The sequence below is a fragment of the Streptomyces sp. NPDC017225 genome (assembly GCF_044331465.1).
GTDB lineage: Bacteria > Actinomycetota > Actinomycetes > Streptomycetales > Streptomycetaceae > Streptomyces.
This window is the reverse complement of record NZ_JBIRNE010000001.1, coordinates 402224-427627: the sequence shown is the minus strand read 5'-3', so window position 1 is coordinate 427627 and position 25404 is coordinate 402224. Positions and strand designations below refer to the sequence as shown.

The following is a 25404-nucleotide window of genomic DNA, read 5'->3' as shown; positions in this document are numbered from 1 at the left end:
GAGTGGTTTCCTCAATCACAGGACGACGCAGACTAGTTGGTGACGCGAATTTCGACCAGGACGTGCTCGCGTCCGTCGACGGACTCGCCGACGCCCTTCCACGTGTCCGCGGGGATGTCGTACTCGACCTGGTCACCCTCGGCGGTCATCTCCAGGTGGGTGTTGGCGGAGTCATCCGTCTTCACCCCGTGCACCGCGGGCAGTTCGAGGGTCAGGAAGCCCTCGTCGGCGGTGACCTTGAAGCAGACGTCCTCGTGGTCGCGCGCGAGGAACTGCAGGAGGTTGCCCCCGTCGGCGCAGTCGGCGAGCACGATGTGGCCGTCGCCGCGCTTGAGGACGATGTTCTGCTCGGCCAGGATCTTGTCGGCGTTCGGGTAGTTGTAGTCCTCGACGGCGTAGCCGGGCACGGCCTCGGCGACGGGCTCGGCGGAGGACCCGGAGGCGGCACTCGCGCCACCCTGGGCGAGCACGGCCCATGCCAGGGCGCCGGCGGTGACCGAGGCGCCCAGAATGCGCACGTATGCGTTGCGTGGCTTCATCACAGTCCTAGAAACTCGACAGCTCTTCGGGTTCAAGCCCCCTATCGAAGCTGGCACCTGGTGAACACGTCCAATTCCTAAAACGGACAGAAATCGGGCAACCGGCGAGTTCGGGCCGTGATCCGCGTCACGCCCGGAGAGGGTTGCGGTGATCTTTACAACGACTTCATAACAGCTTGCGATGTGACCCGCCGAGAGGTGTCCGGGAAGAAAAGGGAAAGGCCGCGGAGGAAAACTCCGCGGCCTTACCGCTCTGCGCCGTCAGGCCACTCAGCTCGTCTTGTCGAGTTCCTGCGTGATCGGACCGTCCGGATCGGACCGGAAGTACAGCGTGTCCTGATCGTCTACATAGAGCTGGATCCCGCCGGTCGTGCCGAGCCCGCCGTCCTCGACCCCCAAGTACACGAAATCGTTCTTGGTGCCCGGGTCCTCATACTCCCAGCTGCCGCTGAAATCGACCGGATCCGCGCCCTCGCTCGTCGTCACACCGGTGGCCGAGAACGTGCCCTCCGCCGAGAGCTCGATCTGCCCGCCGTCGTCGTTGCGGTACACGCCGGGCAGCTTCTCCGGGTCGACCTCCGCCGAGCACCCCGAGACGAGCACCGCGGAAGCGGCGAGCACGGCGAAGAGCCACCGTTCACTTGTCCTCTCGCGTGTCACGGGCCCAGCGTAACGTTGAACTCGATCACCTGGTTCTTGGGCGACATCGGCCCCTCGTCACCGACGACCTTGTCGACGAGCGCGCCCACGGTGTCGCTCCACCAGTCCGTGTACCCGATGACCGGCGGGTGCGTCGCCGACTCGATGTCCGACTCGTTGTACGCGGTGTAGCGCCAGGTGACCGATCCGTCCGAGTTCTCCCGGATGGGAGTCATACGGACCTGATGCGAGCCCAGGAACGTGTACGCGAGGTTGCCGGTGAGCCCGCCGGTGGTGAGCGTCCCGTAGTCCGTGAGGTACTTGCCGGCGCCGTCGAAACCGCTGAGCATGTAGTCGTTCATGTAGGTGTGACCCAGCTCGTACTTCCCGGTCCGCTGCCATTCGTTGAGGAAGTAGTCCAGGACCCCCTGCGTGTGCTCGTGCCCACGGTAGATGCCGGTGAACTCGTCGTTCGGGCCGAAACACTGCAACCTGGGGCCGTCACCGGTCAGCCAGCTCCACCCCAGCTCCCACGGGTTGGTGCTGTTGCTGTGCTCGATCGGGGCGCCGAACGGCGTCAGGCAGCTCTCGGCGCCGTCGGGAAGCCCGGTCTCGCCGTCGATCGGCACCTTCGAATTGTCGATCGAGTCCTGGATCGCCTGCTGGATCGCGGCCTGGATGACCAGGATCCGCGCCTCGGTGGCGGCGATGGCCGCCTCGGCGAAGGACTTGCCCGCCGCGAGCTCGGCCTGCCGGGCCTTCGTCGCGGAGGCCTGCGCGTCGGCGGCGTAGGCCGCGGCGGTCGAGGCGGAGCGCACGGCCCGGTTGGCCGCGTCCCGCGCCACACTGCTCGCCCTGCGGGCCGCCGCGGCCGCGTTCGCCGCGGTCTGCGCGGACTTGGCGGCGGCGGCCGCGGAGGCTTCCGCGGCCTCCGCGTTCTTGCGGGCCTCCTCGGCGGAGGCCTTGGCGTCGGCCGCCCAGCCCTGGGCCTTGCTGGCCCACTCGGTGGCCTCCTTGGCGGCCTGCCGGGCGATGGCAGCGGCCTCGGAGGCGCGTGCCGCGTCCTCGAGAGCGTCCTCGGCGATCTTGGCCGCCCGCGCGATCGCCGCACGGATCGCGCTGATGTGCGTGGCGTGATCGTGGTCGATGCGCGCGAACTCGTGCTGCGTCGTGCCGATGAACTGGCGCAGCATGTGCGTATCGCCTTCGAGGGCGACCTTCGCCGCGGCCTGTACGTACGGGCCGCCGGACTCCAGGAGCGTGGTGGCCGCCACCTTGTCGTCCTCGTGGACGGCAGCGGCGCGCTCCACGTGCAGGAAGGTGTGCAGCGCCTCGGCGGAGCCGTCCGACAGGGCGGCCTCGGCGGCACGCCGTACGGCGGTGCCGGTGGAGGAGTCCGCGAGGAGCGTGGTGATCTCGACCTCGTTGTCGTCCCTCGCCGCCTCGACCGCGCCCTTCTCCAGGAAGGTCCTGATGGTGGCGGCGTCCTCGGTCCGCAGCGCCGCCGAGGCGGCCTCGGCCACGTTCTGCGTGGAGATCGCGGCGGTGGCCGCGACGTTCTCCGCGTTGTCCTGCTGCAGCGCGATGACCCGGTCGGCCTCGATCCAGCGCAGTACGTCCTCGTCCGAGCCGGCAAGCGCGAACTCGGCGGCCTCGCGGGTCCACGTACCGGACCGGTCGAGCAGCCGGACGGCGGCCTGCCGACCCTTGCTCACGGCCTCCCCGGTCCGGCCGCCGGCGAGCGCCGCCTCCATCGCGGTGATCAGCGCGACGAGTTCATCGGACAGCCGCGCCTCCTGCGTGCGCTCCCGGTTGAAGCGCTCCAGACGGTCGGTCTCCTCGCTCCGCAGCTGCTTGGCGACCTCGATCGCTTCCTCGGTCTCCTCGTTCAGCCGGGCGATCTCGGCCTCACGGGCCTCCTGCTCGACCGTACGCGCCTCGGTGACGGCCTCGTACGCCTTGTTCGCGGCGTCCACGGCGGCGTTCGCGGCGTCCCTGGAGCGGTTGGCGTAGTCCACGGCCTCGCCGGCGTGCCGGGCCGCTTCCTCTGCGGCATCGGCCGCCTTCTCCGCGTGGTTGGCCGCGCTGTCGGCGGCGGCGGACGCGGTACGCGCGGCGGCGGCCGACCTGCGGGACAGAGTCGAGGCCCGGCTCGCGGCCGCCGTGGCCCGGCCGGCCGCGGCCTCCGCGATGGCGGCCTGGCGCTGCGCTTCGGCGGCCTCGGACTGCGCGGCACCGGAGGACACGGCGGCGGAGGCCGAAGCGCGCGCGGCGGCGGCCGAGTCGACCGCGGCACCCGCGGCGGCGTTGCCCGCGGCCTCGGCCGCATCGGAGGCGAGGGCCGCGAGCTTGGCCTTCGCGGCCACGGTGCGCACCCAGCCGACCATGAGCCGCGCGGCCTGCGCCGCCTGGTTGGCGGCGTCCGCCATGTTCGCGTTCTTGGAGGCGCTGATCGCGGCGCGGTAGGCACGCGACGCGGCGCGCCCCGCAGCGGCGGCGGCTGCCGCGGCGGCGTTCGCGGCGGACACGGCACGCCGGGCCGCGGCCTGCGCGGTACGCGAGGCGGACACCGCGGTCGACGCGGCGGCCGCGGCACCCTGGGCGGCCCGCGCCGCCTTGTTCGCGGCCCTGGCCGAGCGCTGCACGTCCTGCTCGGCGGCCTGCGCCTCGGCCTTCGCCTCCAGCGCGGCCGTCTTGGCCTTCCTGGCGGCCTGGACCGCCTGCTCGGACAGCTCGACCGCTTCGTCGGTCTTGCGCTCGGCGCGCCGCCCCTCCGACTCCACGATCTTGACCAGCTGCTGGATCTCCGCCGACTCCTCATCCCGCGCCCGGGCGATGTACTGCCCCGTCGTCAGGAACCACTGGATCGCCCGCGGCGATCCGTCGTCGAGCGCCCGCTCCGCGTACTCCCGCACCTGCGGCGAGGCGGTCACGAGGATGGAGGTCACCTGGACGCGCTGGTCCTCGTCGTGTGCGTCGTGCTGCCCGGTGCTGAGGAAGTCCCGCAGCGCGAAGTCCGTACCGGCTTCGAGCGCCTGGGCGGACTCACGCTTGACGGCCTTGCCGCCGTGCGCGTTGACCGTGGTCACGCCCACTTCGAGGTCCTCGGTCACGGCCGCCGCGAAGCCGCCCCGCAGATAGGCCGCGACCGCCGCGTCCCCGCCGGACAGCGCCTGCCCGATCCCGGTCCGCGTGGACTTGCCCGCGCTGACCAGGGCCTCGGTGAGCGTGAACCGGTTGTCCTCGGCCGTGGCCGCCGGCAGCTTCTCGCCGAGGAACGTGGCCACGTTGTCCGCGCTGCCCACGAGCGCCGCCGCCGCGGCCGTGCGCACCGCGCGGCCGCCGGTCCGGTACGCCCGCACGACCTTGCCGCGGTCGGTGTCGGGCAGCCGTGTACCGCCGTCGGCCGCCGCCGTGCCCGCCGCGTACGCGGGTCGGGACCCGAACACCCCCAGAGGCAGTGCGGTACCTGCCGCGATCCCGCCGAAAATGGCCAGTGACTGGCGTCTGTTGAATATCCGTCGTGATTGTGACATCGCGACTCCCTTTTCGATTACGAGGGGAATCTCGCCGCCCCCCTGCGGTCCAAGTTCCTTATCGAAGCCGGGCCCGGTGGACTCGTCCAATGCAGAAAACAGGAAGAAATCGGGTAACCTTCAGGTATTCATCGTGATGTGCGTCACACCCTCAAATGGTTGTAGTGATCTTGGTAAAGAATCGATGGAGACTCGAATTAGCCGATATCCCGCTCGATCACCCTGCGGATTCTGACGAAAGCACATCGCGTGGATCCCGCACCATCACAGGGCAGGCCGCCTCGGTGAGTTTCGCCGCACCGTACGACAGCTGGCCGCACAGCCACTGATTCGCGGCTGGCGTCCGAGCCAGGACACCTCGGCCGGGGTCATGCCGCGAGCAGGCGCCGCAGGGCCGCCGTCCGCGGGGCGGTGGCGAAGGAGTACCAAGTGACCGGTACGTCTGGACGGCAGCGGAACTGAGTTCCCTCTATACGCTGCACTGAGTGTCACATGCGTCCGTGAGCTGCTACGTTCCCCTTCATGAGCTCCAGCAGTGCGGCGCCCCGCCGCGGGGACGGGACGGACGCGGCGGGTGCCCGGCCGCCGATGCGGGAGGCGCTGGTCGCGGCGGCCTTCCGGCTGTTCCTGGAGCGGGGTTACGAACAGACGACCGTGGACGACATCGTCGCGCTCGCCGGTGTCGGGCGGCGGTCGTTCTTCCGCTACTTCCCCTCCAAGGAGGACGTGGTCTTCCCCGACCACGAACGGTGCCTGGCCGACATGACGGCCTTTCTGGCCTCCTCCCCCGAGGACGCCGACCCGGTGCGACGGGTCTGCGACGCGGCTCGCCTCGTGGTGCGCATGTACGCCGAGAACCCGGCCTTCTCGGTGCAGCGCTACCACCTGACCAAGAAGGTCCCGGGGCTGCGCGCGTACGAGCTCTCGGTGGTGTGGCGCTACGAACGCGCCCTCGCCGAGTACCTGCGCGGGCGCCTGGGCGGGCGGCGGGACGGGAGCATGCGCGCCGACGTGGTCGCGGCCGCCGTGGTCGCCGCGCACAACAACGCCCTGCGGTCCTGGCTGCGTTCCGAGGGACGGGACGACGTGGGCGCCGCGGTGGACCACGCGCTGGGGTACGCGCAGTCCACGTTCGGCGGCCTACCCGCAGCGCCCCCGTCCGACGGGCCCGAGGACGTGGTGGTCGTCGTCTCGCGGCGCGGAACGCCCCTGTGGCAGGTGGTACGGGAGGTCGAGACCGCGTTCGCCCGCGACTGACCGGCCGGCGGTGGGGGAAGCGCCGGCACCGGTCGTGAAGAGCCGAATCGAGGGTACCGAGTGCCTTTACGAGTGGCACTGAGTGCCATACCCTGTGGGGCGTGCACGGAGGCACGGCGAGCCGCGCACACGCGTGCCCGGTGACCGCGCACGCGGATTCCGGCCCGAGTGCAGGGAGTTGACCAGCGTGTACCACCACTCAGGAAACGTCGCTCGGCAAGCAGCGGGCTCCGCGACCGGCGTGCTCGTGCCCAAGGCCCCCCAGCCCTCTTCGGCCTCGGACACCGAGGCCGTCTTCTACCAGCGCTGCACCTGGTGCGGCACGGCCATGTACCACCGGGTGCTGTGCCCCGTCTGTCGCGGGAGCGACCTGCGGACGGAACGCAGCGAGGGCACGGGCACGGTGCGGCACGCCACGGTGGTGCACCGCAACACCCCCGCCGCGCGCAACGTGTCCCTGATCGAGATGGCCGAGGGCTTCGTGCTGCGCGGCCGGGTCATGGGCCCGCTCATCGGCATCCACAGCGGGGACCGGGTGCGGCTGTCCACGGCCAAGGACCCGGTACGGGGCCAGCCGGTCTTCCAACTGGTCGACGAACCGTACCGCGCCTGGACCTGAACGCCGGCCCCCCTTCCCCCAGGTGTGCTCCGTCGGCCCGTGAGCGGGCCGGCCGTTCAGGACGGGAGCGTGATCCGGATGCCCACGGTGCCGTCCACGCGCCGGCGCAGCCGGCTGCCGAGCAGGGTGAGCCGGCCGACGATGCCGTACTTGCGGGCGATCAGCCGGCGATAGCGGCCGGTGGTGGCCGGGTCGCAGATCTCCGCGGTCGCCGGGACCTGATCGCCGGTCGGATTGCCACGCAGGTCGCAGGGGCCGACCAGCACGTCGGCGCGGTTGCGGACGCGCTTGACCTTCCACGAGTCGGCCGCCGTCCAGACGCCGAGCGTGTCACCGTCCCGTATGACCCACACGGGGGTGGCGACCGGGGTGCCGTTCTTCCGGTAGGTGGTGACCAGCAGGTATTTGCCGGCGCCGAGCCGGGCCAGTGACGAGTCGTCCATGGTCCGGAGTTTAGGGCCTGCGAGGGGCATCGGGACGGCTGAGGGACTACCCCTTTCGACCCACTGGAGGGGCGCGCACCGCGGTCGGACGGGGCCGCGCGCCCTCGCCTCACGCCAGAGCCGCCGTCATCCGCCGCACCGCCTCGGTGAGCACCTCGGGCGAGGTCGCCAGGTTGAGGCGCACGTGTCCCGCCCCGCCGGCGCCGAAGGGGATGCCGGAGCTGAGAGCGACCCGGCCGCGGCCGAGGAAGACCTCCGCCGGATCGTCGCCGAGGCCCAGCGCGCGGCAGTCGAGCCAGGCGAGGCAGGTCGCCTCCCCGGGATGCTGGACGACCCCGGGCAGGTGCTCGGCCAGCAGGCCGGTGAGCAGCCGCCGGTTCTCGTCGAGGCCGGCCAGCACGGCGTCCAGCCAGGCGGTGCCGTCGCGCAGGGCGGCGGTGTGGGCGAGGATGCCGACGTGGCTGGGTCCGTGGCCGACCTCCTCGGGCATCCGCGCCAGGTCGGTGGCGGCGCCGGGTCCGGCGAGGGCGAGCGCCGCCTTGAGGCCGGCCAGGTTCCAGCCCTTGGACGCCGACATCAGCGCCAGGCCGCGCTCGGCGCCGGGCACGCTGAGGTAGGGCACGAACCGCGCGCCCGCCGTGACGACCGGCGCGTGGATCTCGTCGGCGACGACCCGGACGCCGTACCGCTCCGCGAGGGCGGCGACGGCGGCCAGTTCCTCGGCGGTGTGTACGGTGCCGGTCGGGTTGTGCGGGCTGCACAGCAGGTAGGCCGCCCGCCCGCCGTCGGCGACGGCCCGCCGGAACGCCTCCTCCAGCCTCCCGAGGTCGATCCGCAGGTCCGCGCCGAGCGGCGCTTCGACGACGCGCCGGTCCATGTGGCCGACGAACTGGTAGAACGGCGGATACACCGGTGGGTTGACGATCACCGGGTCGCCGGGCCCGGTGACCAGTTCGAGCATCTCGACCACGCCCAGCATCACGTCGGGCACGATCGCGGCGCGTTCCACGGCGAGGTCGTCCCAGCCCCACCGCTTGCCGGCGAAGACGGCCAGGGCCTCGGCGTAGGCGGTGCCCGCGGGGTAGCCGGTGTCCCCGAGTTCCATGGCCTCGGTGACGGCGCGCACGACGGGTTCGGCGAGCGGCACGTCCATCTCGGCCACCCACAGCGGCAGCACGTCCGCGGGGTAGGTGCGCCACTTCATGCTCGTACGACGGCGCAGCTGGTCCAGGGTGAGCGCGCGCAGGGGGTTCGGTTCACGGGGCTGGTCCTGCGGGATGCTGGTCATGGCCACAAGATAGGGGGCCGTGGCGGGGCCGGGGAACGGGTCGTCCGCACGCCGTGTCACCTCCCCGACGAGCCGGGCGCCCGCGAGCGCGACCGGACCGCCGGCCCGGTGAACGGGGGCGGGCCGGCCCCCGTATGGGAGGAGGGCGCCCGACGTCCGGAGGCCCTCGCGGTGGCGACGCCGCGTGTTCGGGTTCGGGAGCGCACGCATGAGGCACGCACGACGACGCATCGTCCGGCGAACGGCACGGCTGGCGGCCGTCGCTGGACTCCTGCTCGGGGCGACGATGGTCACCCGGGCCGTGGCGAGCGAGCCCCCGGAGGTGAGGGCCGCGCCGCACACGTCGACGCGGACCGCGCCCGGCACCGGCGCCGGCCTCGTGGCACGGCTGGGCACCTCCCGTACGGCGGGCCACTGGGTCGGCTCCGACGGGCAGCCGGTCGTCGCGGTCACCGACGAGAGCACGGCCGAGGAGGTGCGGCGGGCCGGCGCCGAGGCGAAGGTCGTGCGGCACAGCATGTCCGAGCTGAAGTCCGCCGCCTCGACGCTGCGTTCGGCGCCCCGGGTGCCCGGTACGGCGTGGGCCCTCGACTACCGGTCGAACGAGGTGGTGGTACGCGGTGACAGCACGGTCTCCGGATCCGACTGGTCCCGGCTGACGGGCGTCGCGGAGGGCGTCGGCGGCTTCGTGCGCATGGAGCGCGCCGAGGGCACGTTCACGACCCGCCTGAACGGGGCGGAGCCGATCCTGTCCACGGCGGGGCGCTGCTCGGCGGGCTTCAACGTGACCGACGGACAGCGCGACTTCATCCTCACCGCCGGCCACTGCGGGCCGACGGGGTCCGTCTGGTTCGGTGACGGCGGGGGCGGCCGGCAGGTCGGCAGGACGGTCGCCGGGAGCTTTCCCGGGGACGACTTCTCCCTGGTGGAGTACGCCGACGGCAAGGCGGGCGACGGTGCCGACGTGGTGGTGGTCGGCGCCGGCAAGGGGGTGCGGATCACGGGTACCGGTGAACCGGCGGTCGGGCAGCGGGTGTTCCGCAGCGGCAGCACCAGCGGGCTGCGCGACGGCCGGGTGACCGCGCTCGAGGCGACCGTGAACTACCCGGAGGGCACGGTCACCGGCCTCATCGAGACCGACGTGTGCGCCGAACCCGGGGACAGCGGGGGCCCGATGTTCTCCGAGGGCATCGCACTGGGCGTGACGTCGGGCGGCAGCGGCGACTGCGCCGAGGGGGGTACGACGTTCTTCCAGCCGCTGCCGGAGGCCATGGAGTCGCTCGGTGTGCGGCTGCTCGTCCAGGCGCCCCAGGGGGCGGCGGGGCCGGGGGCCGCGCCCTCGTCACCGGCCGCCACGGCAGGCGGTGGCGGTGGTTCCGCGCCGGGCGCCGCGGCGCCCGTGACGGGTGTCGACGGCTCGACGCCGCTCTCCCGTCTCACCGACCGCCGGAACGTCGGCCCCGGCATGCTCGTCGTCGCCGGCAGCCTGATCGCCCTGGTGGCCACCCGGTGGATCCGCGCGGAGCAGGACCGCAAGGCCTACCGACGGCACTACTCGACGACGTGGGGGTGAGCCGATCGTCCGCCGCCTCGGCCGGAGCCGGCCCGCTCTCAGCCCAGCGTCAGCAGCACCGTGGCCGCCGCCGCGCCGATCAGGCCGACTGCCTGGCCGCGGCCGACCCGTTCGCGCAGGAGGGCGAGGCCGAGGATCACGGGCAGGGCCGGGTAGAGGGAGGCCAGGACCACGGCGACCGACAGCAGCTGCCGCTGGGCGGCGAGAAGGTACAGGATCAGACCGAGGGCGGCGCCGGCGCCGATCAGCAGCGCCTCGGCGGACCGGCGCGGCGGCAGGCGCAGGCGTTCGGCGTGCCGTACGGCGGCGGGCAGCAGCAGGAGTACGGCGGCGACGCGGCCGGCGGCCACGGGCCACAGCCCGCTGTCGGGGCCCGCCTGCCCGAGGGCGAGGTACTGGACGGCGACCCCCGCGCTGGCGAGCAGCCCGTCGGTGACGGCGTGGCCGGGGCCGGTGCCGCCGCCGGAGACGAGCCAGAGAGCGGGCACGGTGACGGCGATCCCCACCCAGGCGACGGCGCCCGGACGGTCCCCGAGGACGAGTACGCCGCACAGGACGGAGAGCGCGACGCCTGTGACGGCGCTCACGGGCACCACGACGCTCATCGCGCCGCGGCTCAGGCCGCGGTTGAGGAAGTGCATGGCGACGCCGCTGCCCACGCCGGACAGGGCGCCCCACAGCAGGTCCGCGGGGCGGACGCCTGGGGCGGTCACGAGGAGGGCGGCCACGCAGGCGAGCGCGAGTCCGCCGACCTGGCCGAGGAAGGTGACGGCGGCGAAGTGGACGCGTCGGGACAGCAGGCCGCCGGCGAAGTCTACGATGCCGTAGCAGACGGCCGAGGTCAGTGCGAGAAGGGCACCCATCCCGTGGGGGTGCCCGGGGCCGGGGCTCCGATGCGCCGGGGAGCTTCAGGCGCCGGTCAGGCGGCGTTCACGGACTCGGGGGCCGCGGTGGCCCACTCCATGACGAGCCGCTGGTACTCCGCGCGCTGCTCGACGCTCAGTGTCCCGCCCGACCGGAGCCACAGGGCCCGGATCTCCTCGTTGACCTCGGCAGCCGATCGCTCGGAGGAGGGTTCAACAGTGGTGGACATGCTGTGAAGCATACGGCGCCGGGCGTGAAGACGATGTGAGTAATCGCGAGCTAACCGGACATACCGGACCGTGTCGCTGATCACGTCGAACTCTCCATCTGTCAAGGCCTACCAGCGAGTTCGTTCACACCACTTGTGTTCTGGCGCACACGGCCCGCCCCTTCACACCTGCGCCGCCCCCAGTACCAGCACCTGGATCGCCAACACCGCGGCGCCGCGCGCCCAGTCGTGGAAGTCGGACACCCTGGTCTCCAGACCGACCGGCTCGGCCCGCGGATGCCGGTTCTCGCGGATGGTGTTCTCCACCACTTCTCCGGCCACGTCCATCAGACCCACTCCCTCCCCCGCGAGCAGGATCTTCTGCGGCATCACGAAGTTGGCGATCTGCGCCACCAGGGTGCCCAGGGCCCGTCCCGCCTCCTCCACGACCCGCGCGGGCATGGGCTCCCCGGCGGCGGCGGACGCGAGGATCTCCTCGTACCCCAGGTCGCGGCCGGTGGCGGCCCGGACCTGGTAGCGGATGTTGGGGATGGTCAGCAGCGAGACGGCGCTGCCGCGCCGGCCGTCGGGGGTGAGCGGACCGTGGGGATCGAGTATCCAGTGGCGGCCGAAATCGCGGTCCTCATCCCCCGAGTACGGCACCCGCTTGCCGCCGAGCACCAGCCCGTACCCGACGCCGGCGCCGATGGTGAGGACGACGAACCGGTCCAGGCCGCGCCCCGCGCCGAACCAGGTCTCGGCCTCCACGAAGGCGGCGGTGTCGTTCTCGACGACGACCGGCAGTCCGGTGCGCTCCTCGACGAGTGGGGCCAGCGGGACCCCGCGCCACCCCAGGAAGGGCGACTCGCCGACCACCGCCCGGCCCTCGACGAGTCCGCCGACGCCGATGCCGATGCCGGCGACCCGGGGACGGCCGCGGGACAGCTCCCCGGCCATCTCCGCCAGGACGTCCGCCACCCCACCGGGGTCGTGCGTGGTGAGCGCACGGTCGTGACGTGCGACGATCTCGCTCCTGAGGGTGGTGACGACGCCGTACACCGTGTCACCGGTGATCTTGAAGCCGATGAAGTACCGGGAGTCGGTGACCACGTCGAGCGGCTGCGACGGGCGCCCCTGGCGGACCCCGGCCGGCGCCCCCGCCTCGGGGACCTCGACCAGCAGCCTCGACTCGATGAGCGGTTTGGTCAGCCGGGTGAGGCTGCCCGGTGAGAGGTCGAGCCGCCGGGCGAGTTCGGTACGCGACAGGGGCCCGTGGACGAGCACCTCGATCGCCACGGAGCGCTCCGTGGGGCTCAGCGGCAGCCAGTTCTCGGCACTGGTGGGCATGAGATCGAGCCCTCCACTTTCTTTCGGACCGGAAACAACAAGGCTGTTTCAGGCAAGTTTGCCTTCGAAAAGGATGTTCGCGCGACCTCTTGACGCATCGATTGTTCCAGCCCAAAAGTAAACGAGGACGAGCCGCCGCATGCGAGGGAGTCTGCCGATGACCATCGCCTCCAGCAGCCCTGCCGGGAAGCGGGGTGACGGACGTCTCGCCGCGGTGTTCATCGCGCCGGCGCTCCTGGGCTTCGTGGTCTTCCTGCTCTGGCCGACGCTGCGCGGGATCTACCTGAGCTTCACCCGCTTCAACCTCCTGACCCCGGCCGAGTGGGTGGGCCTGGACAACTACGTGCGGATGGTCAACGACCCCATCTTCTGGGAGTCGATGCGGGTCACGGTCGTCTACGTCGTCATCAACATCGGCGTGCAGACGGTGTCGGCCCTGGCCGTCGCCGTGCTCCTGCAGCGGCTGACCCAGTCGTCACTGCTGCGCGGGATCGTGCTCACCCCGTACCTGATGTCCAACGTCGTGGCCGGCATCGTCTGGCTGTGGATCCTGGACACCCAGCTCGGCATCGGCAACGAGATCGTCACGGCGATGGGACTCGACCGCATCCCCTTCCTCGCCGACGAGACCTGGGCGGTCCCGACCATCGCGCTGATCAACGTGTGGCGGCACGTCGGGTACACCGCCCTGCTGCTGTTCGCGGGGCTCCAGGCCATCCCGGGCGACATGTACGAGGCCGCGAAGGTGGACGGCGCGAGCGAGTGGCGGATGTTCTGGCGGATCACGATGCCGCTGCTGCGGCCGGTCCTCGCGGTCGTCCTCATCATGACGGTGATCGGATCGTTCCAGGTCTTCGACACGGTCGCCGTGACCACCGCGGGCGGACCGGCGAACGCCACCAACGTGCTCCAGTTCTACATCTACGGCGCCGCCTTCGGCCGCTTCCAGTTCGGGTACGCCTCGGCGATGTCGGTCGCCCTGCTCGTCGTGCTGAGCGCCATCACCTTCGTCCAGTACCGGCTCACCCGGGCCGGCCAGAGTGACCTCGGCTGACGGAGAGGAGAACGAGATGACCGACACCACCTCCACGGCCGACGCGGCCTCCGTGACCGGCCCGGCCCCCGTGGCCGGCCGGGCGCCGGCACGGCGCGGCAGGCGCGGGCGGCTCTCCCCCGGGCGGATCGTGGCCTGGGCGGTGATGGCCGCGATCGTGCTCATCACCCTGCTGCCCTTCTACTGGATCCTGCGCACCGCTCTGTCCACCAACAGCGGACTGGCCGGCCACCCCGCCGACCCGCTGCCCGTCGACCCGACCACCGGCGGCTTCGAGCGGGCGCTCGGCCTGCAGTCCGCCGAGGAGGCGATCGCGCAGGGCGGCTCGGGCAGCGGACTGAGGTTCTGGCGGTACCTGCTCAATTCGGTGTTCGTCTCCACCCTGATCACCGTCTGCCAGATCCTCTTCTCCGCCATGGCCGCGTACGCCTTCGCCCGGCTGCGCTGGCGGGGCCGGGACACCGTGTTCGGCCTGTTCCTGGCGGGACTGATGGTGCCGGCGATCTTCACCCTGCTGCCGAACTTCATCCTCGTCAAGGAACTCGGCCTGGTGGACTCCCTGCTGGGCATCGCCCTGCCTACGATGTTCATGACCCCGTTCGCGGTGTTCTTCCTGCGGCAGTTCTTCATGAGCATCCCCCTGGAAGTGGAGGAGGCGGCCCTGCTGGACGGCGCCGGGAAGGTGCGGGTCTTCTTCCGGGTGCTGCTGCCGATGGCGGCGACGCCCGTACTGACACTGGCCGTGCTGACCTACATCACGTCCTGGAACGACTACTTCTGGCCGCTGATGGTCTCCTACAGCGACAGCTCGCGCGTGCTCACCGTGGCACTGGCCGTCTTCCGCGCGCAGACCCCGACGACCGGCACCGACTGGTCCGGCCTGATGGCGGCCACGCTCATCGCGGCCCTGCCGATGCTGCTGCTCTTCGGTGTCTTCGCGCGCCGCATCGTGACCACCATCAGCTTCACCGGCATCAAGTGAGGGGACGGACATGCGATTTCGTACGGCCGCCGCTCTGACCGGGGCGCTGGCGCTGTCCCTGGTGAGCGGCTGCGCTGGGGGCGGCGGCGCCGGATCGTCCGCGAACACGGTGACGTACTGGCTCTGGGACACCAACCAGCTGCCCGCGTACCGGGCGTGCGCCGAGGACTTCGAGAAGCGGAACCCGGGCCTGGACGTCAAGATCTCCCAGATGGGCTGGGACGACTACTGGACCAAGCTCACCGCGAGCTTCATCGCGGGCACCCAGCCCGACGTGTTCACCGACCACATCCAGAAGTTCGGCCAGTTCGCCGACCTCAAGGTGCTGGAGCCGCTCGACGACCTGGGTATCGAGGACTCCGACTACCAGCCCGGTCTGGCCGCCAGCTGGCTCGGCGAGGACGGCCACCGCTACGGCGTCCCCAAGGACTGGGACACCGTCGCCCTCTTCTACAACGAGAAGATGGCGAAGGACGCCGGGCTGAGCGCCGGGGAACTGGGCGGCCTGTCGTGGAACCCGCGGGACGGCGGCACCTTCGAGAAGGCCGTCGCGCACCTGACCGTGGACGAGAAGGGCAGACGGGGCGACGAGCCCGGCTTCGACAAGGACAACGTCGAGGTCTACGGGCTGGCCACCAACGGGGGCGGTGACGGCGACGGCCAGACCACCTGGAGCCACTTCGCCGCGTCCGCCGGGTGGACCTACACGGACAAGGAGCGGTGGGGCACCGAGTACCGGTACGACGACGACACCTTCCAGTCGATGATCGAGTGGTACTTCGGACTGGCGGACAAGGGCTACATGGCCCCCTTCACCGACTACTCCGTGTCCAACCAGGCCAACGCCCAGGTGGCCGCGGGCAAGGCGGCCACCGCCTTCGACGGGGCGTGGATGCTCTCGACGTACGCCGGCTTCGAGGGCGTGGACTTCGCCACCGCCGTCACTCCGGCCGGCCCGACCGGCAAGCGGGCCACGATGATGAACGGCCTCGCGGACTCCGTCACCAAGGACGCCCGCAACAAGCCGGGCGCCCTGAAGTGGGTGAAGTACCTGGCCTCCGAGGAGTGCCAGCGCACCGTGGGCGGCTACGGCATCGTCTTCCCGGCCACGCCCGGCGGCACCGAGGCGGCCGTCGCGGCCTACGAGGAGAAGGGCATCGACGTGACGGCCTTCACCCGGCCGGTCGACGACAAGGAGAACTTCCGGACCTTCTCCTACCCCATCACCAACTACGCCGCGGACGTGCAGGCCCTCATGCGCCCCGCCATGCAGGACGTCTACGGCGGCGGAAAACCGGTGAGCGGCCTCGACGAGACCAACGACCAGATCAACCTGATTCTCGACCAGTGAAAGGCACACCATTCATGACGTTCTCCCTCGGCATCGTTGGCGCCGGCCAGTTCTCCGGCCAGTTCGCCAAGCTGTTCCAAGCCCACCCGGGTGTGAGCGACGTGTACGTCACCGACCTGCTGCCACAACGGGCCGAACAGCTCACCGCCGCCGAAGGCCTCGCCGGCACCTTCCCGACCTACGAGGCGATGCTGGAGTCCAGGGCGGTCGACGCCGTCGCCGTCTTCACGCAGCGCTGGACGCACGCCCCGCTGGTCCTCCAGGGACTGGGCGCGGGCAAGCACGTGTTCTCCGCCGTGCCCATGGCGATCAGTACGCAGGAGATCGCGGAGATCCTCGACGCGGTCAAGTCGACCGGACTGACCTACATGATGGGCGAGACCAGCCAGTACAACCCGGCGACCGTGCACGCCCGCAACCGGATCGCCGAGGGCGCCTTCGGGCGGCTCTTCTACGCCGAGGGCGACTACGTCCACGACATGGACCTGGGCTTCTACGAGGCGTACCAGTACAGCGGCGGCGAGGAATGGAAGTCCACCGCCAGCTATCCGCCGCTGCTGTACCCGACGCACTCGGTGGGCGGGGTGCTGGGCGCCTGGCAGACGCACGCGGTCAGTGTCTCGGCGCTGGGGGTGGTGGACGAGCGCGGGGACGGTGTCTTCGACCGGTCGGTCAGCCAGTTCGACAACGACGTCTCCAACGCGACGGCGCTGTTCGAGGTGGCCGGCGGCGGGTCGTTCCGTACCAACGAGTTCCGGCGGGTCGGCTACCCCTCGCACATCCGTGAGTCCCGTTTCCGGTTCTTCGGTACCGAGGCGAGCATGGAGCAGCTGGCCACGGTGGCGCTGTGGCAGGACAAGACCGGGGTGGAGGACATCAGCGAGCTGCTGGAGCCCAAGCCGACGACGTCCCCCGACGACCCGTCCCTCCAGCACATCGCGCCGGAGCTGCGGGCCGCCTTCACCTCGGGTTCGGCACCGGTGCACGACCGGGCGCGGCTGCCGCGGGAGTTCGACGAGATGCGCAACGGGCACGAGGGCAGCCACCACTTCCTGGCGGACGACTTCGTGACCGCGGTCAACTCCCGGACCCTGCCGCCCGTCAACGCGTGGGTGGCGGCCCGCTACACCCTGCCGGGCATCGTCGCGCACGAGTCCGCGCGGCAGGGCGGGGCCAGGCTGGAGATCCCGGACTTCGGGGACGCTCCTCAGCTCTGACACGAAGGCGTGAGCCGGGCGCCCGGGTCCGCCGGGTGCCCGGCTCGCGGCCGTACACGTGGACGGCGTCGCCGTTCCCCAGCGGTCCCGGTCCGTCTCCCGGCGCGTCGGCCGCCGTCAGTCCGTGCCGTCACGCTCCTGGACCGCCTGCCGGAACCCGGTGTTCACCGCGGTCAGGCCGCCGTCGACGACCAGGGTGGTGCCGGTGATCCAGGACGCGTCGCGCGAGGCGAGGAAGACGACGGCCGCCGCGATGTCCTCGGGTTCACCGACCCGCCCCAGCGGATACAGCCGCCGGACCGCCGCCAGGTCCTCGTCCCGCCCCTCCCAGGCGGTGGTGCGCACGGTCCCCGGCGTCACGAGATTGACGCGGACACCGCGCGGCGCGGCGTGCCCGGCGAGGGTGCGGGTGAGGGAGGCGAGGCCCGCCTTGGCGGCGCTGTAGGCGTGGTTGCCGAAGTCCTGGACGCCGTTGACCGAGCCGACGCTCACGATGGCGCCGCGCCCCGAGGCTGCCAGGTGAGGCAAGGCGGCGCGGCAGCAGCGGTAGGCGCCGGTGAGGGTGACGTCGAGGTCGCGGGCCCATGCCTCGTCCGGTTCGTCCTCGAAGAGCGGGGCGTCGGGCGTACAGGCGTAGGCGTTGTTGACCAGCACGTCGAGGGTGCCGAGAGCGTCCACGGCGTGGGCGACGGCCGCCTCGACGGACGTCCGGTCGGCCACGTCGCAGACGAACGCCTCGGCGGTGAACCCCTGTTCCGTCAGCTCCCCCGCCGTGCGCCGCGCCGCGGGGAGGTCCACGTCGGTCAGCAGCACCCGCGCCCCCTCGGCGGCGAACCGGCGGGCGGTGGCCGCGCCGATGCCCCGGGCGGCACCCGTGATCAGTACTCCGTGGTCGGTGAATCGCCCTGTGTCCGTCATGGCCCGACGGTACTGCCGCGACGATCATCCGGGCAGGCAGCGTGCTCCCACGTCCGAGTTTCTGCGGCAACTCCCCGCGCTCATAGGTGTCGTCGTCGGCGCTCTCGGTTCGTATCTCGCCGTGGTCCGCGGCGCCCGGGCCCGGTTGCGCCGCGAGTCCGCGGCCCGCTGGGAGGAGCGCGGGCTCGCGGTCTGTGCCGACTACGCGCACCCTCAAGACCTCCGTCACGCTGACGTACCGGATCGCCGCCCACCTCGGCGACGACCCGCGCCCGGCCCGGGCCTGGGCCGTGTCGGTGCTGGAGATGGAACGCTGCACGGCCGTACGGGCGGATCTGGAACTGCCGCCGGGGCACGCGGCCCGCCGGCCGCTGCCGCCCGTCAGCGGTAACCGGTGACGTCGGCCGGCTTGTCCGCGTCCTGGACCTCGACGATGTAGCGCCAGGCGTCCGGGCGGCTGCCGTCGAGGTCCGTGAAGCCGTACTCCTGGGCGAGGCCGCCGCTGGAGAGGGACCGGCCGTTGAAGCGCGCCACGTCCGGGTCGGCGGCGAGGGCGGTGACGGCGCGGCCGACGTAGCGGGGCGTCTCGGAGATGGCGAAGTGCGGGACGCGGTCGAGGGCGTCGCGCCAGTTCTCCTCGCGTACGCCGAAGTGGCCGAGCATGATCTCCGAACGCAGCCAGCCGGGGGTGAGCGCGACGGCCGTCGCGCCGCGCGGGCCGAGTTCGTGGCCGAGGGCGAAGGCCATGCGCAGGACGGACGTCTTGGCGAGGTCGTAGAAGAAGGAGACGCGGTAGTGGTCGCGGTTGTAGTCGTCGGTGCCGTCGGTGACCTCGACGACCAGTCCGCCGGGGTGGCGCAGCAGCAGCGGCAGGGCGTGGTGGCTGGTGACGGCGTGGGTCTCGACCGCGAGCCGCAGGAGCCTGAGGCCGTTGTCCAGGTCGTGCTCCCAGACGGGGTTGTCCCAATCGAAGAGGTTCTCGCCGCCCCAGATGTCGTTGACCAGGACGTCGAGGCGGCCCTGTTCGCGGCCGACGCGGTCGACCAGTGCGGCGACCTGCGCCGGGTCGAGGTGGTCGGTCGGTACGGCGATGCCCTGGCCGCCGGCCTCGGTGACCAGGTCGGCGGTGTCCTCGATGGTCTCGGGGCGGTCGTACTCGGAGCGCCGGGCGCGGGTGCTGCGGCCGGTGACGTAGACGGTGGCGCCGGCCGCGCCCAGTTCGACGGCGATGCCGCGTCCGGCGCCGCGGGTCGCCCCGGCGACCAGTGCGACCCTGCCTGCCAGCGGTTTCTTCGGTGACTGTTGCGGTGACTTGGCCATGTCCGGCTCCCGTTCCTCTCGCGCACGAGCGATGTCGTGCTCGAGAGTGCCCTGGAAGCCGGACATCCTCTGTCACCTTTTACGCGTGTCAGTGCCCGCGCTTGATCCACTCGTCCAGGTGCGGGGCCTCGGCGCCGATGGTGGTCGCCTCGCCGTGGCCGGTGTGGACCTTCGTCTCGGGCGGGAGGACCAGCAGCCGGTCGCGGATCGAGTCGATGATGGTCGGGAAGTCGGAGAAGGAACGGCCGGTGGCGCCGGGTCCGCCCCGGAAGAGGGTGTCGCCGGTGAAGACGGCGCCGAGTCCCGGGTCGTACAGGCAGACCGCGCCGGGCGCGTGCCCCGGGGTGTGCAGGACCGTCAGGTCGGCGCCGGCGGCCTCGATGACGAGGTCGTCGCGCAGCCAGGCGTCGGGATCCCGGTCGGGATGGGTCTGCCGCCACAGCGGCAGGTCGTCGCGGTGCAGCCAGATGACGGCGCCGGTGCGCTCGGCCAGGGCGGGCGCGGCGTTCACGTGGTCGTTGTGGGCGTGGGTGCACACGATGGCGGTGAGCCGGCGGTCGCCGACGGCCTCGGCGATCGCGTCGTCGTCGTGGGCGGCGTCGATGACGATCACCTCCTGGTCGTCGCCGACGAGCCAGACGTTGTTGTCGACGTCCCAGGTGCCGCCGTCGAGGCTGAACTGCCCGGAGGTGACGAGGCGTTCGATACGGGCGGCCATCACAGCACCACCACCGAACGCAGCACGTCGCCGGCGTGCATCCGCTCGAAGGCCTTCTCGACCTCGTCCAGCTGGATGGTCTCGGTGACGAACTTGCCCAGGTCCAGGCGGCCCTGGAGGTGGAGGTCGATGAGCATCGGGAAGTCGCGGGAGGGCAGGCAGTCGCCGTACCAGGACGACTTCAGCGAGCCGCCGCGCCCGAAGACGTCCAGCAGCGGCAGTTCCAGCTTCATCTCGGGCGTCGGTACGCCGACCAGGACGACGGTGCCGGCCAGGTCGCGGGCGTAGAAGGCCTGCCGGTACGTCTCCGGGCGGCCGACCGCCTCGATGACGACGTCGGCGCCGAAGCCGCCGGTCAGCTCGCGGATCGCCTCGACGGGGTCGTTCTCGCGGGAGTTGACGGTGTGGGTGGCGCCCATGCCCCGGGCGGTCTCCAGCTTGCGGTCGTCGATGTCCACGGCGATGACCTTCGCGGCCCCGGCCAGGTGGGAGCCGGCGATCGCCGCGTCACCGACGCCACCGCAGCCGATGACGGCGACCGTGTCACCGCGGCCGACGTTCCCGGTGTTGATCGCGGCGCCGATGCCGGCCATCACCCCGCAGCCGAGCAGGCCTGCCACCTGCGCGGAGACGGCCGGGTCGACCTTGGTGCACTGTCCGGCGGCGACCAGCGTCTTCTCGGCGAAGGCGCCGATGCCCAGGGCCGGGGAGAGTTCCTGCCCGGTCGAGGCGAGGGTCATCTTCTGCTCGGCGTTGTGGGTGTCGAAGCAGTACCAGGGCCGGCCGCGCAGACAGGCCCGGCACTTGCCGCACACCGCGCGCCAGTTGAGGATCACGAAATCGCCGGGGGCGACGTCGGTGACGCCGGCGCCGACCGACTCGACCACGCCCGCGGCCTCGTGGCCCAGCAGGAAGGGGAAGTCGTCGCTGATCCCGCCCTGCTTGTAGTGCAGGTCGGTGTGGCACACCCCGCATGCCTGGATACTGACCACGGCCTCTCCCGGTCCGGGATCGGGCACGACGATCGTCTCGATCCGCACGGGCTCGTCCTTGCCCGGTGCGATCACGCCGCGTACTTCCTGCGCCATGGTCCTGACTCCTTCTTCGGCCGTTCAGCGTTCCTGACGACCCTACGCGCAACCGACCGGCAAAGGGCAGGTGACAGGCGGTCCGCAGGGTGTGCCGGGTTCCCGCCCGTGCACCGGCGGGCCGTGCCGTTCGGCCCCGGCGTAGCCTGAGTCGTCCGCCCACCTGCCGAAGGAGTGCCGTGAGCACCGCAGAGACGGAGACCGGTCCCCCCGCCTGGCGACTGCTCCTGACATACGTACGGCCGCACCGCCGCACCCTGTTGGCGGGCGCCCTGCTGTCGCTGGCCACGGGAGCCACCGGGCTGATGCTGCCGCTGGTGGCACGGGAGCTGATCGACGACCTGTCACACGACCGCACCATCGCGGGTGCGCTGCTGGCCATGTCGGGCCTGGTGGTCGCCAACGCGGCGCTGGGCGGACTGGGTTCGTACGTGCTGCGGCGCACCGCCGAGTCGGTGGTGCTCGGCGCGCGGCGCTCCCTGTCGTCGTATCTGCTGCGGCTGCGCATCACGGCCGTGGACCGCACCGAGCCGGGTGACCTGATGGCCCGGATCACCTCCGACACGACGCTGCTGCGCGAGGTCACCACCGACTCCCTCGTCGGCCTCGGCACCGGCGGGCTCACGCTGGTGGCGACGCTGGTGATGATGGGCCTGGTCGACCCGGTGCTCCTCGGGGTGACGCTGGCGGTGGTGCTGGGAGCGGGGACGGTCCTGGGTCTGATCGTGCCGCGCATCAACCGGGCGAGCCGGCAGGCGCAGGACGCGGTGGGCGTGATGGGTGCCGCGCTGGAGCGGATCCTCGGCGCGCTGCGCACGGTGAAGGCCTCCGGCGCCGAGGCCCGGGAGGAGCGGGCGCTGCACGAGGCCGCCGAGGAGTCGTGGCGGCAGAGTGTGCGCGCCGCCAAGTGGTCGGCCGCCGCGGGCAACACGGCCGGGCTGGCGATGCAGATCGCCTTCATCACGGTACTCGCGGTGGGCGGGGCCCGGGTCGCGACGGAGGCCATCGACATCGGCACGCTGGTCGCGTTCCTGCTGTTCGTCTTCTATCTGATGTCGCCGATACAGCAGGTCGTCGGCGCCGTCACGCAGTATCAGACGGGCAAGGCGGCACTCGCGCGCATCCAGGACGCGCTGCGGCTGCCCGCGGAGCCCCCGGTCCGCCCCGCCCCGCTGCCGTCCCCGGGCGCGGAACCGGCCGCGGTGGCCTTCCAGGACGTCCGCTTCCGCTACGCCGACGACCTGCCGTACATCCACCACGGGGTGACCTTCGACGTGCCGGCCCGGGGCATGACGGCGTTCGTCGGACCGTCCGGCGCGGGCAAGACCACCGTCTTCTCCCTCATCGAACGGTTCTACGACCCCGGCTCGGGAAAGATCACGCTGGACGGACGGAGCCTGGCGGACTGGGAGCTGGCCTCGCTGCGGGCGGCGATCGGGTATGTGGAGCAGGACGCCCCGGTGCTGTCCGGCTCGCTGCGGGACAACCTGTTGCTGGGCAGTCCTGAGGCGGACGAGGGGGCCCTCGCCGCGGTGGTGAAGACGACCCGGCTCGATGGTCTGGTCGCCCGGTTGCCGAACGGGCTGGACACGCTGGTCGGGCACCGCGGCACCAGGTTGTCGGGCGGTGAGCGTCAGCGGGTGGCCATCGCCCGGGCCCTGCTGCGGCGTCCCCGGCTGCTGCTGCTCGACGAGGCGACCTCGCAGCTGGACGCGGTCAACGAGGCGGCGCTGCGCGACACCGTGGCCGACGTGGCCCGCACGACCACGGTGCTGGTCGTCGCCCACCGGCTGTCCACGGTGACGATGGCCGACCGGATCGTGGTGATGGACGCGGGGCGCGTCCGGGCGGTCGGCACGCACCGGGAGCTGGTGACCGCCGATCCGCTGTACGCGGAGCTGGCGGCGACCCAGTTCCTGGCCGCCGGCGGCTGAGCGACGCCGGCTCCTCTGCCCCCGGGCCGACCCTGTCGTATACACGGCCTTACGGAGAAGCGGCTGCGGCCGGAGCGCGGGCTCGGGCACCGGTGCGGCCGCCTACCGCCTCGGGAGCCGGTGCAGCTCGACGTCCCCGAGCCGGCCGTCGGCGACCGTGGCCGTCATGTAGGTGCAGTGCGGCTGACGGCGCCGGTCGGTCGGCGACCCAGGGTTGAGCAGGCGCAGGCCGGTGTCCGCGGTGGTGTCCCAGGGAATGTGGCTGTGCCCGAAGACCAGGACGTCGAGGTCGGGGAAACGGGCGGCGCAGCGTGCCTCGCGGCCCCGGGCGGCACCCGTCTCGTGGACCACCGCGAAGCGCAGGCCGCCGAGGTCGGCGTACGCCACCTCGGGCAGCCGGGCGCGCAGAGGGGGCCCGTCGTTGTTGCCGTACACGCCGACGAGTCGGCGGCTGCGGCTCTCCAGCAGGTCGAGGGTGGCGGTGTCGACCCAGTCCCCCGCGTGCAGGACGACGTCGGCACGGGGGATCTCCGCCAGCAGCGGCGCGGGCAGTTCCTTCGCCCGCTTCGGCAGATGGGTGTCGGCAACGAGCAGCAGGCGCACGTGCTCCAGCCTAACGGCCGGCGTGACGGAGGGACCTCATCGCGCGATGCGCCGCTTGAGCGGCTCCCACCAGGGGCGGTTGTCCCGGTACCAGGCGACGGTCCCGGCCAGCCCGGCCGTGAAGTCGCGGCGGGGGCGGTAGCCCAGTTCGTCGCGGGCCTTGCTCCAGTCGACGGAGTAGCGCAGGTCGTGGCCCTTGCGGTCCTCGACGTGCACGACCCGGTCCCAGCCGGCGCCGCAGGCGTCGAGAAGCAGGCCGGTGAGGTCGCGGTTGGTCAGCTCGGTGCCGCCGCCGATGTTGTACACCTCGCCGGCCCGGCCCAGGGTCCGCACCAGGTCGACGCCCCGGCAGTGGTCGTCCACGTGCAGCCAGTCGCGGACGTTGCGCCCGTCCCCGTACAGCGGGACCGGCAGGCCGTCGAGGAGGTGGGTGACGAACAGCGGCACGAGCTTCTCGGGGAACTGGTGCGGTCCGTAGTTGTTGGAGCACCGGGTCACGCGTACGTCCAGGCCGTGGGTGCGGTGGTACGCGAGGGCCAGCAGGTCGCCCGAAGCCTTCGAGGCGGAGTACGGGGAGCTCGGCCGCAGCGGGTGGTCCTCCGTCGCCGATCCGGACTCGACGGAGCCGTACACCTCGTCGGTGGAGACGTGCACGAAGGGTCCCACGCCGTGGCGCAGGGCCGCGTCCAGCAGAGTCCGGGTGCCGACGACGTTGGTGAGGACGAAGTCGGCGGCCGCGTCGATCGAGCGGTCCACGTGGGACTCGGCGGCGAAGTGCACCACCTCGTCGGTCCCGGCCATCAGCTTGTCGACGAGCGCGGCGTCGCGGATGTCGCCGTGCACGAAGTCGAGCCGGGGGTGGCCGAGGTCGAGGTTGGCGGGGGTGCCCGCGTAGGTGAGGCTGTCCAGCACCGTGACCCTCGGCGGCTCGGGCGCGTCGGAGGCGAGGAGCGTCCGGACGTACCGGGAGCCGATGAATCCGGCGGCGCCGGTGACCAGGAGGTTCATGAGCGGTGCTGTGCCTTGCTGCGGTGGGACGTACGGGTGGGACAGAGTGACAGCTGTGGGGCTGTGGGGGCGTCTTGACGTTACCCGCGTGCCCCGTGTGGTCCGCGGCCGGCCCGGACGCGCACCGCGCCGGCACGAAGGCCGGCGCGCTGGGCGGTCTCCACCGCCCTCGGGGCTCGGTCGGTCAGTCCTCGCCCCGGACGATGTTCGACTCCTGGCCCGACCGCGGTGCGCGTGCGGCGTTGCCGTCCTCGACGGCCGGTATCCAGGTGCGCATCACACCCCTGCCGCGCAGGCGGCGGGCTTTCGACCAGCCCGTCTCCAGGCGACGGGCGACGGGTTTCTCGCTGGTGTCAGCGGTCACGAGGCATCATCTTCCTTCTGCGTCCGGTGCCGTTGACCTACGGGTCCCCGGCCGTGACTGCGTGAAACGCCGGGTGCCCCGCACCCCCTACGGGTTGGGCCGGGCCACGCTGATGTCGCCCAGCGCCGACTCCGGGGCGCGCTCCATGGCCAGGTCGCCGAGGGAGACGATGCCCACGGGGCGGCCGTCGTCGACGACCGGGACACGGCGTACGGCGTGCTCGCGCATCAGCTCGACGGCGTGGTCCAGCTCCTCGTCGGACCGTACGGTCACCATGTCGTCGCTGCACGCGCCGGCCACGGTGGTCCGCTCCGGGTCGCCGCCCTCCGCGACGGACCGGATCACCAGGTCGCGGTCGGTGACCAGTCCGCGCAGTTCGTCGCCGTCCGTGACCAGGACGGCACCGAGGTCCTGGTCGCGCATGATGCGGGCCACCGAGGTGACGGAGGCCTGCGGCTCCACGGTCACCGGGTCGCCGGTCATGATGTCGCGGACGTACTGGGTCATGGCGTGTTACCTCGTTCCTTCGCTCTC

24 protein-coding genes and 1 pseudogene are annotated in these 25404 nt (G+C 71.9%); 9 read left to right on the top strand and 16 right to left on the bottom strand.

The genetic code is table 11. The annotated features are described in order from the left end of the window. Positions 1-32: 32 nt before the first annotated feature. The 3 genes from ACH4NX_RS01805 to ACH4NX_RS01795 all read right to left on the bottom strand — a co-directional run bounded on the left by ACH4NX_RS01805 (position 33) and on the right by ACH4NX_RS01795 (position 4627). Entirely contained in the window at positions 33-539 is a 507-nt protein-coding gene (locus ACH4NX_RS01805) for a hypothetical protein (protein WP_351401981.1), read from the bottom strand. Positions 540-809: 270 nt separating this feature from the next. Then, positions 810-1160: a hypothetical protein gene (locus ACH4NX_RS01800; RefSeq protein WP_398127338.1), complete on the bottom strand. Its 351-nt coding sequence runs from the start codon at positions 1158-1160 to the stop codon at positions 810-812. 35 nt (positions 1161-1195) lie between these two features. Then, positions 1196-4627: an ALF repeat-containing protein gene (locus ACH4NX_RS01795; protein ID WP_398127337.1), complete on the bottom strand. Its 3432-nt coding sequence runs from the start codon at positions 4625-4627 to the stop codon at positions 1196-1198. A 609-nt stretch (positions 4628-5236) separates the two neighbouring features. Between ACH4NX_RS01795 and ACH4NX_RS01790 the strand changes: the two genes are divergently transcribed. Together ACH4NX_RS01790 and ACH4NX_RS01785 are read left to right on the top strand one after the other, a co-directional pair. Next, on the top strand, positions 5237-5971 hold the full coding sequence (locus ACH4NX_RS01790) for a TetR family transcriptional regulator (protein ID WP_351400303.1): 735 nt from the start codon (positions 5237-5239) through the stop codon (positions 5969-5971). 187 nt (positions 5972-6158) lie between these two features. Then, on the top strand, positions 6159-6590 hold the full coding sequence (locus tag ACH4NX_RS01785; RefSeq protein WP_398127336.1) for a Zn-ribbon domain-containing OB-fold protein: 432 nt from the start codon (positions 6159-6161) through the stop codon (positions 6588-6590). Between the two features lie 56 nt (positions 6591-6646). Here ACH4NX_RS01785 and ACH4NX_RS01780 read toward each other — a convergent pair whose 3' ends face one another. Together ACH4NX_RS01780 and ACH4NX_RS01775 are read right to left on the bottom strand one after the other, a co-directional pair. After that, positions 6647-7033, bottom strand: a complete 387-nt coding sequence (locus tag ACH4NX_RS01780; protein WP_351400301.1) for a PPOX class F420-dependent oxidoreductase — start codon at positions 7031-7033, stop codon at positions 6647-6649. A gap of 109 nt (positions 7034-7142) precedes the next feature. Next, complete coding sequence (locus ACH4NX_RS01775) at positions 7143-8321, bottom strand: aminotransferase class I/II-fold pyridoxal phosphate-dependent enzyme (RefSeq protein ID WP_351400300.1); 1179 nt, start codon at positions 8319-8321, stop codon at positions 7143-7145. Between the two features lie 208 nt (positions 8322-8529). Between ACH4NX_RS01775 and ACH4NX_RS01770 the strand changes: the two genes are divergently transcribed. Further along, positions 8530-9894 (top strand): S1 family peptidase, encoded by a 1365-nt coding sequence (locus ACH4NX_RS01770; RefSeq protein ID WP_398127335.1) that lies wholly within the window; start codon positions 8530-8532, stop codon positions 9892-9894. Between the two features lie 38 nt (positions 9895-9932). Here ACH4NX_RS01770 and ACH4NX_RS01765 read toward each other — a convergent pair whose 3' ends face one another. The 3 genes from ACH4NX_RS01765 to ACH4NX_RS01755 all read right to left on the bottom strand — a co-directional run bounded on the left by ACH4NX_RS01765 (position 9933) and on the right by ACH4NX_RS01755 (position 12313). After that, positions 9933-10757 carry an EamA family transporter gene (locus tag ACH4NX_RS01765; protein ID WP_398127334.1) on the bottom strand — a complete coding sequence of 275 codons (825 nt, stop codon included), beginning with the start codon at positions 10755-10757 and terminating at the stop codon, positions 9933-9935. A 56-nt stretch (positions 10758-10813) separates the two neighbouring features. Further along, positions 10814-10999 (bottom strand): hypothetical protein, encoded by a 186-nt coding sequence (locus ACH4NX_RS01760; protein WP_052841123.1) that lies wholly within the window; start codon positions 10997-10999, stop codon positions 10814-10816. Positions 11000-11149: 150 nt separating this feature from the next. Next, a complete protein-coding gene (locus ACH4NX_RS01755) occupies positions 11150-12313 on the bottom strand; it encodes an ROK family protein (protein WP_398127333.1) in 1164 nt (387 codons plus the stop codon). Between the two features lie 157 nt (positions 12314-12470). Here ACH4NX_RS01755 and ACH4NX_RS01750 point away from each other — a divergent pair, with 157 nt between their 5' ends. Genes ACH4NX_RS01750 through ACH4NX_RS01735 form a run of 4 tightly spaced genes read left to right on the top strand, consistent with a single transcriptional unit; the run spans position 12471 to position 16917 of the window. After that, positions 12471-13367 carry a sugar ABC transporter permease gene (locus tag ACH4NX_RS01750; protein ID WP_351400296.1) on the top strand — a complete coding sequence of 299 codons (897 nt, stop codon included), beginning with the start codon at positions 12471-12473 and terminating at the stop codon, positions 13365-13367. Positions 13368-13383: 16 nt separating this feature from the next. Next, complete coding sequence (locus ACH4NX_RS01745; RefSeq protein WP_351400295.1) at positions 13384-14349, top strand: carbohydrate ABC transporter permease; 966 nt, start codon at positions 13384-13386, stop codon at positions 14347-14349. Positions 14350-14359: 10 nt separating this feature from the next. After that, on the top strand, positions 14360-15700 hold the full coding sequence (locus tag ACH4NX_RS01740; RefSeq protein WP_398127332.1) for an ABC transporter substrate-binding protein: 1341 nt from the start codon (positions 14360-14362) through the stop codon (positions 15698-15700). Between the two features lie 14 nt (positions 15701-15714). Then, positions 15715-16917, top strand: coding sequence for a Gfo/Idh/MocA family oxidoreductase (locus ACH4NX_RS01735; protein WP_351400293.1), 1203 nt, complete (start codon positions 15715-15717; stop codon positions 16915-16917). A gap of 117 nt (positions 16918-17034) precedes the next feature. Here ACH4NX_RS01735 and ACH4NX_RS01730 read toward each other — a convergent pair whose 3' ends face one another. Further along, positions 17035-17835, bottom strand: a complete 801-nt coding sequence (locus tag ACH4NX_RS01730) for an SDR family NAD(P)-dependent oxidoreductase (protein WP_351400292.1) — start codon at positions 17833-17835, stop codon at positions 17035-17037. On the opposite strand from ACH4NX_RS01730, the pseudogene ACH4NX_RS01725 reads away from it, so the two are divergent. Continuing rightward, positions 17834-18233, top strand: a pseudogene (locus tag ACH4NX_RS01725) (hypothetical protein). The gene ACH4NX_RS01730 and the pseudogene ACH4NX_RS01725 overlap by 2 nt on opposite strands. On the opposite strand, the gene ACH4NX_RS01720 reads toward ACH4NX_RS01725, so the two are convergent. The 3 genes from ACH4NX_RS01720 to ACH4NX_RS01710 form a co-directional block, all read right to left on the bottom strand. Beyond that, complete coding sequence (locus tag ACH4NX_RS01720) at positions 18217-19155, bottom strand: SDR family oxidoreductase (protein WP_351400308.1); 939 nt, start codon at positions 19153-19155, stop codon at positions 18217-18219. The pseudogene ACH4NX_RS01725 and the gene ACH4NX_RS01720 overlap by 17 nt on opposite strands. 88 nt (positions 19156-19243) lie before the next feature. After that, a complete protein-coding gene (locus ACH4NX_RS01715) occupies positions 19244-19873 on the bottom strand; it encodes an MBL fold metallo-hydrolase (RefSeq protein WP_398127331.1) in 630 nt (209 codons plus the stop codon). Beyond that, positions 19873-20961 (bottom strand): S-(hydroxymethyl)mycothiol dehydrogenase, encoded by a 1089-nt coding sequence (locus ACH4NX_RS01710; protein WP_351400290.1) that lies wholly within the window; start codon positions 20959-20961, stop codon positions 19873-19875. The genes ACH4NX_RS01715 and ACH4NX_RS01710 overlap by 1 nt, the downstream gene beginning before the upstream one ends. A gap of 179 nt (positions 20962-21140) precedes the next feature. Between ACH4NX_RS01710 and ACH4NX_RS01705 the strand changes: the two genes are divergently transcribed. Then, on the top strand, positions 21141-22895 hold the full coding sequence (locus tag ACH4NX_RS01705) for an ABC transporter ATP-binding protein (RefSeq protein WP_351400289.1): 1755 nt from the start codon (positions 21141-21143) through the stop codon (positions 22893-22895). A gap of 102 nt (positions 22896-22997) precedes the next feature. Here the strand turns inward: ACH4NX_RS01705 and ACH4NX_RS01700 are convergent, their stop codons facing one another. The 4 genes from ACH4NX_RS01700 to ACH4NX_RS01685 all read right to left on the bottom strand — a co-directional run bounded on the left by ACH4NX_RS01700 (position 22998) and on the right by ACH4NX_RS01685 (position 25377). Beyond that, positions 22998-23498, bottom strand: a complete 501-nt coding sequence (locus ACH4NX_RS01700; protein WP_351400287.1) for a metallophosphoesterase — start codon at positions 23496-23498, stop codon at positions 22998-23000. A 36-nt stretch (positions 23499-23534) separates the two neighbouring features. After that, complete coding sequence (rfbB, locus tag ACH4NX_RS01695) at positions 23535-24506, bottom strand: dTDP-glucose 4,6-dehydratase (protein WP_351400286.1); 972 nt, start codon at positions 24504-24506, stop codon at positions 23535-23537. Positions 24507-24690: 184 nt separating this feature from the next. Further along, complete coding sequence (locus ACH4NX_RS01690) at positions 24691-24870, bottom strand: hypothetical protein (RefSeq protein WP_351400285.1); 180 nt, start codon at positions 24868-24870, stop codon at positions 24691-24693. A gap of 87 nt (positions 24871-24957) precedes the next feature. Beyond that, positions 24958-25377 carry a CBS domain-containing protein gene (locus ACH4NX_RS01685; RefSeq protein ID WP_351400284.1) on the bottom strand — a complete coding sequence of 140 codons (420 nt, stop codon included), beginning with the start codon at positions 25375-25377 and terminating at the stop codon, positions 24958-24960. Between the last annotated feature and the right edge of the window lie 27 nt (positions 25378-25404).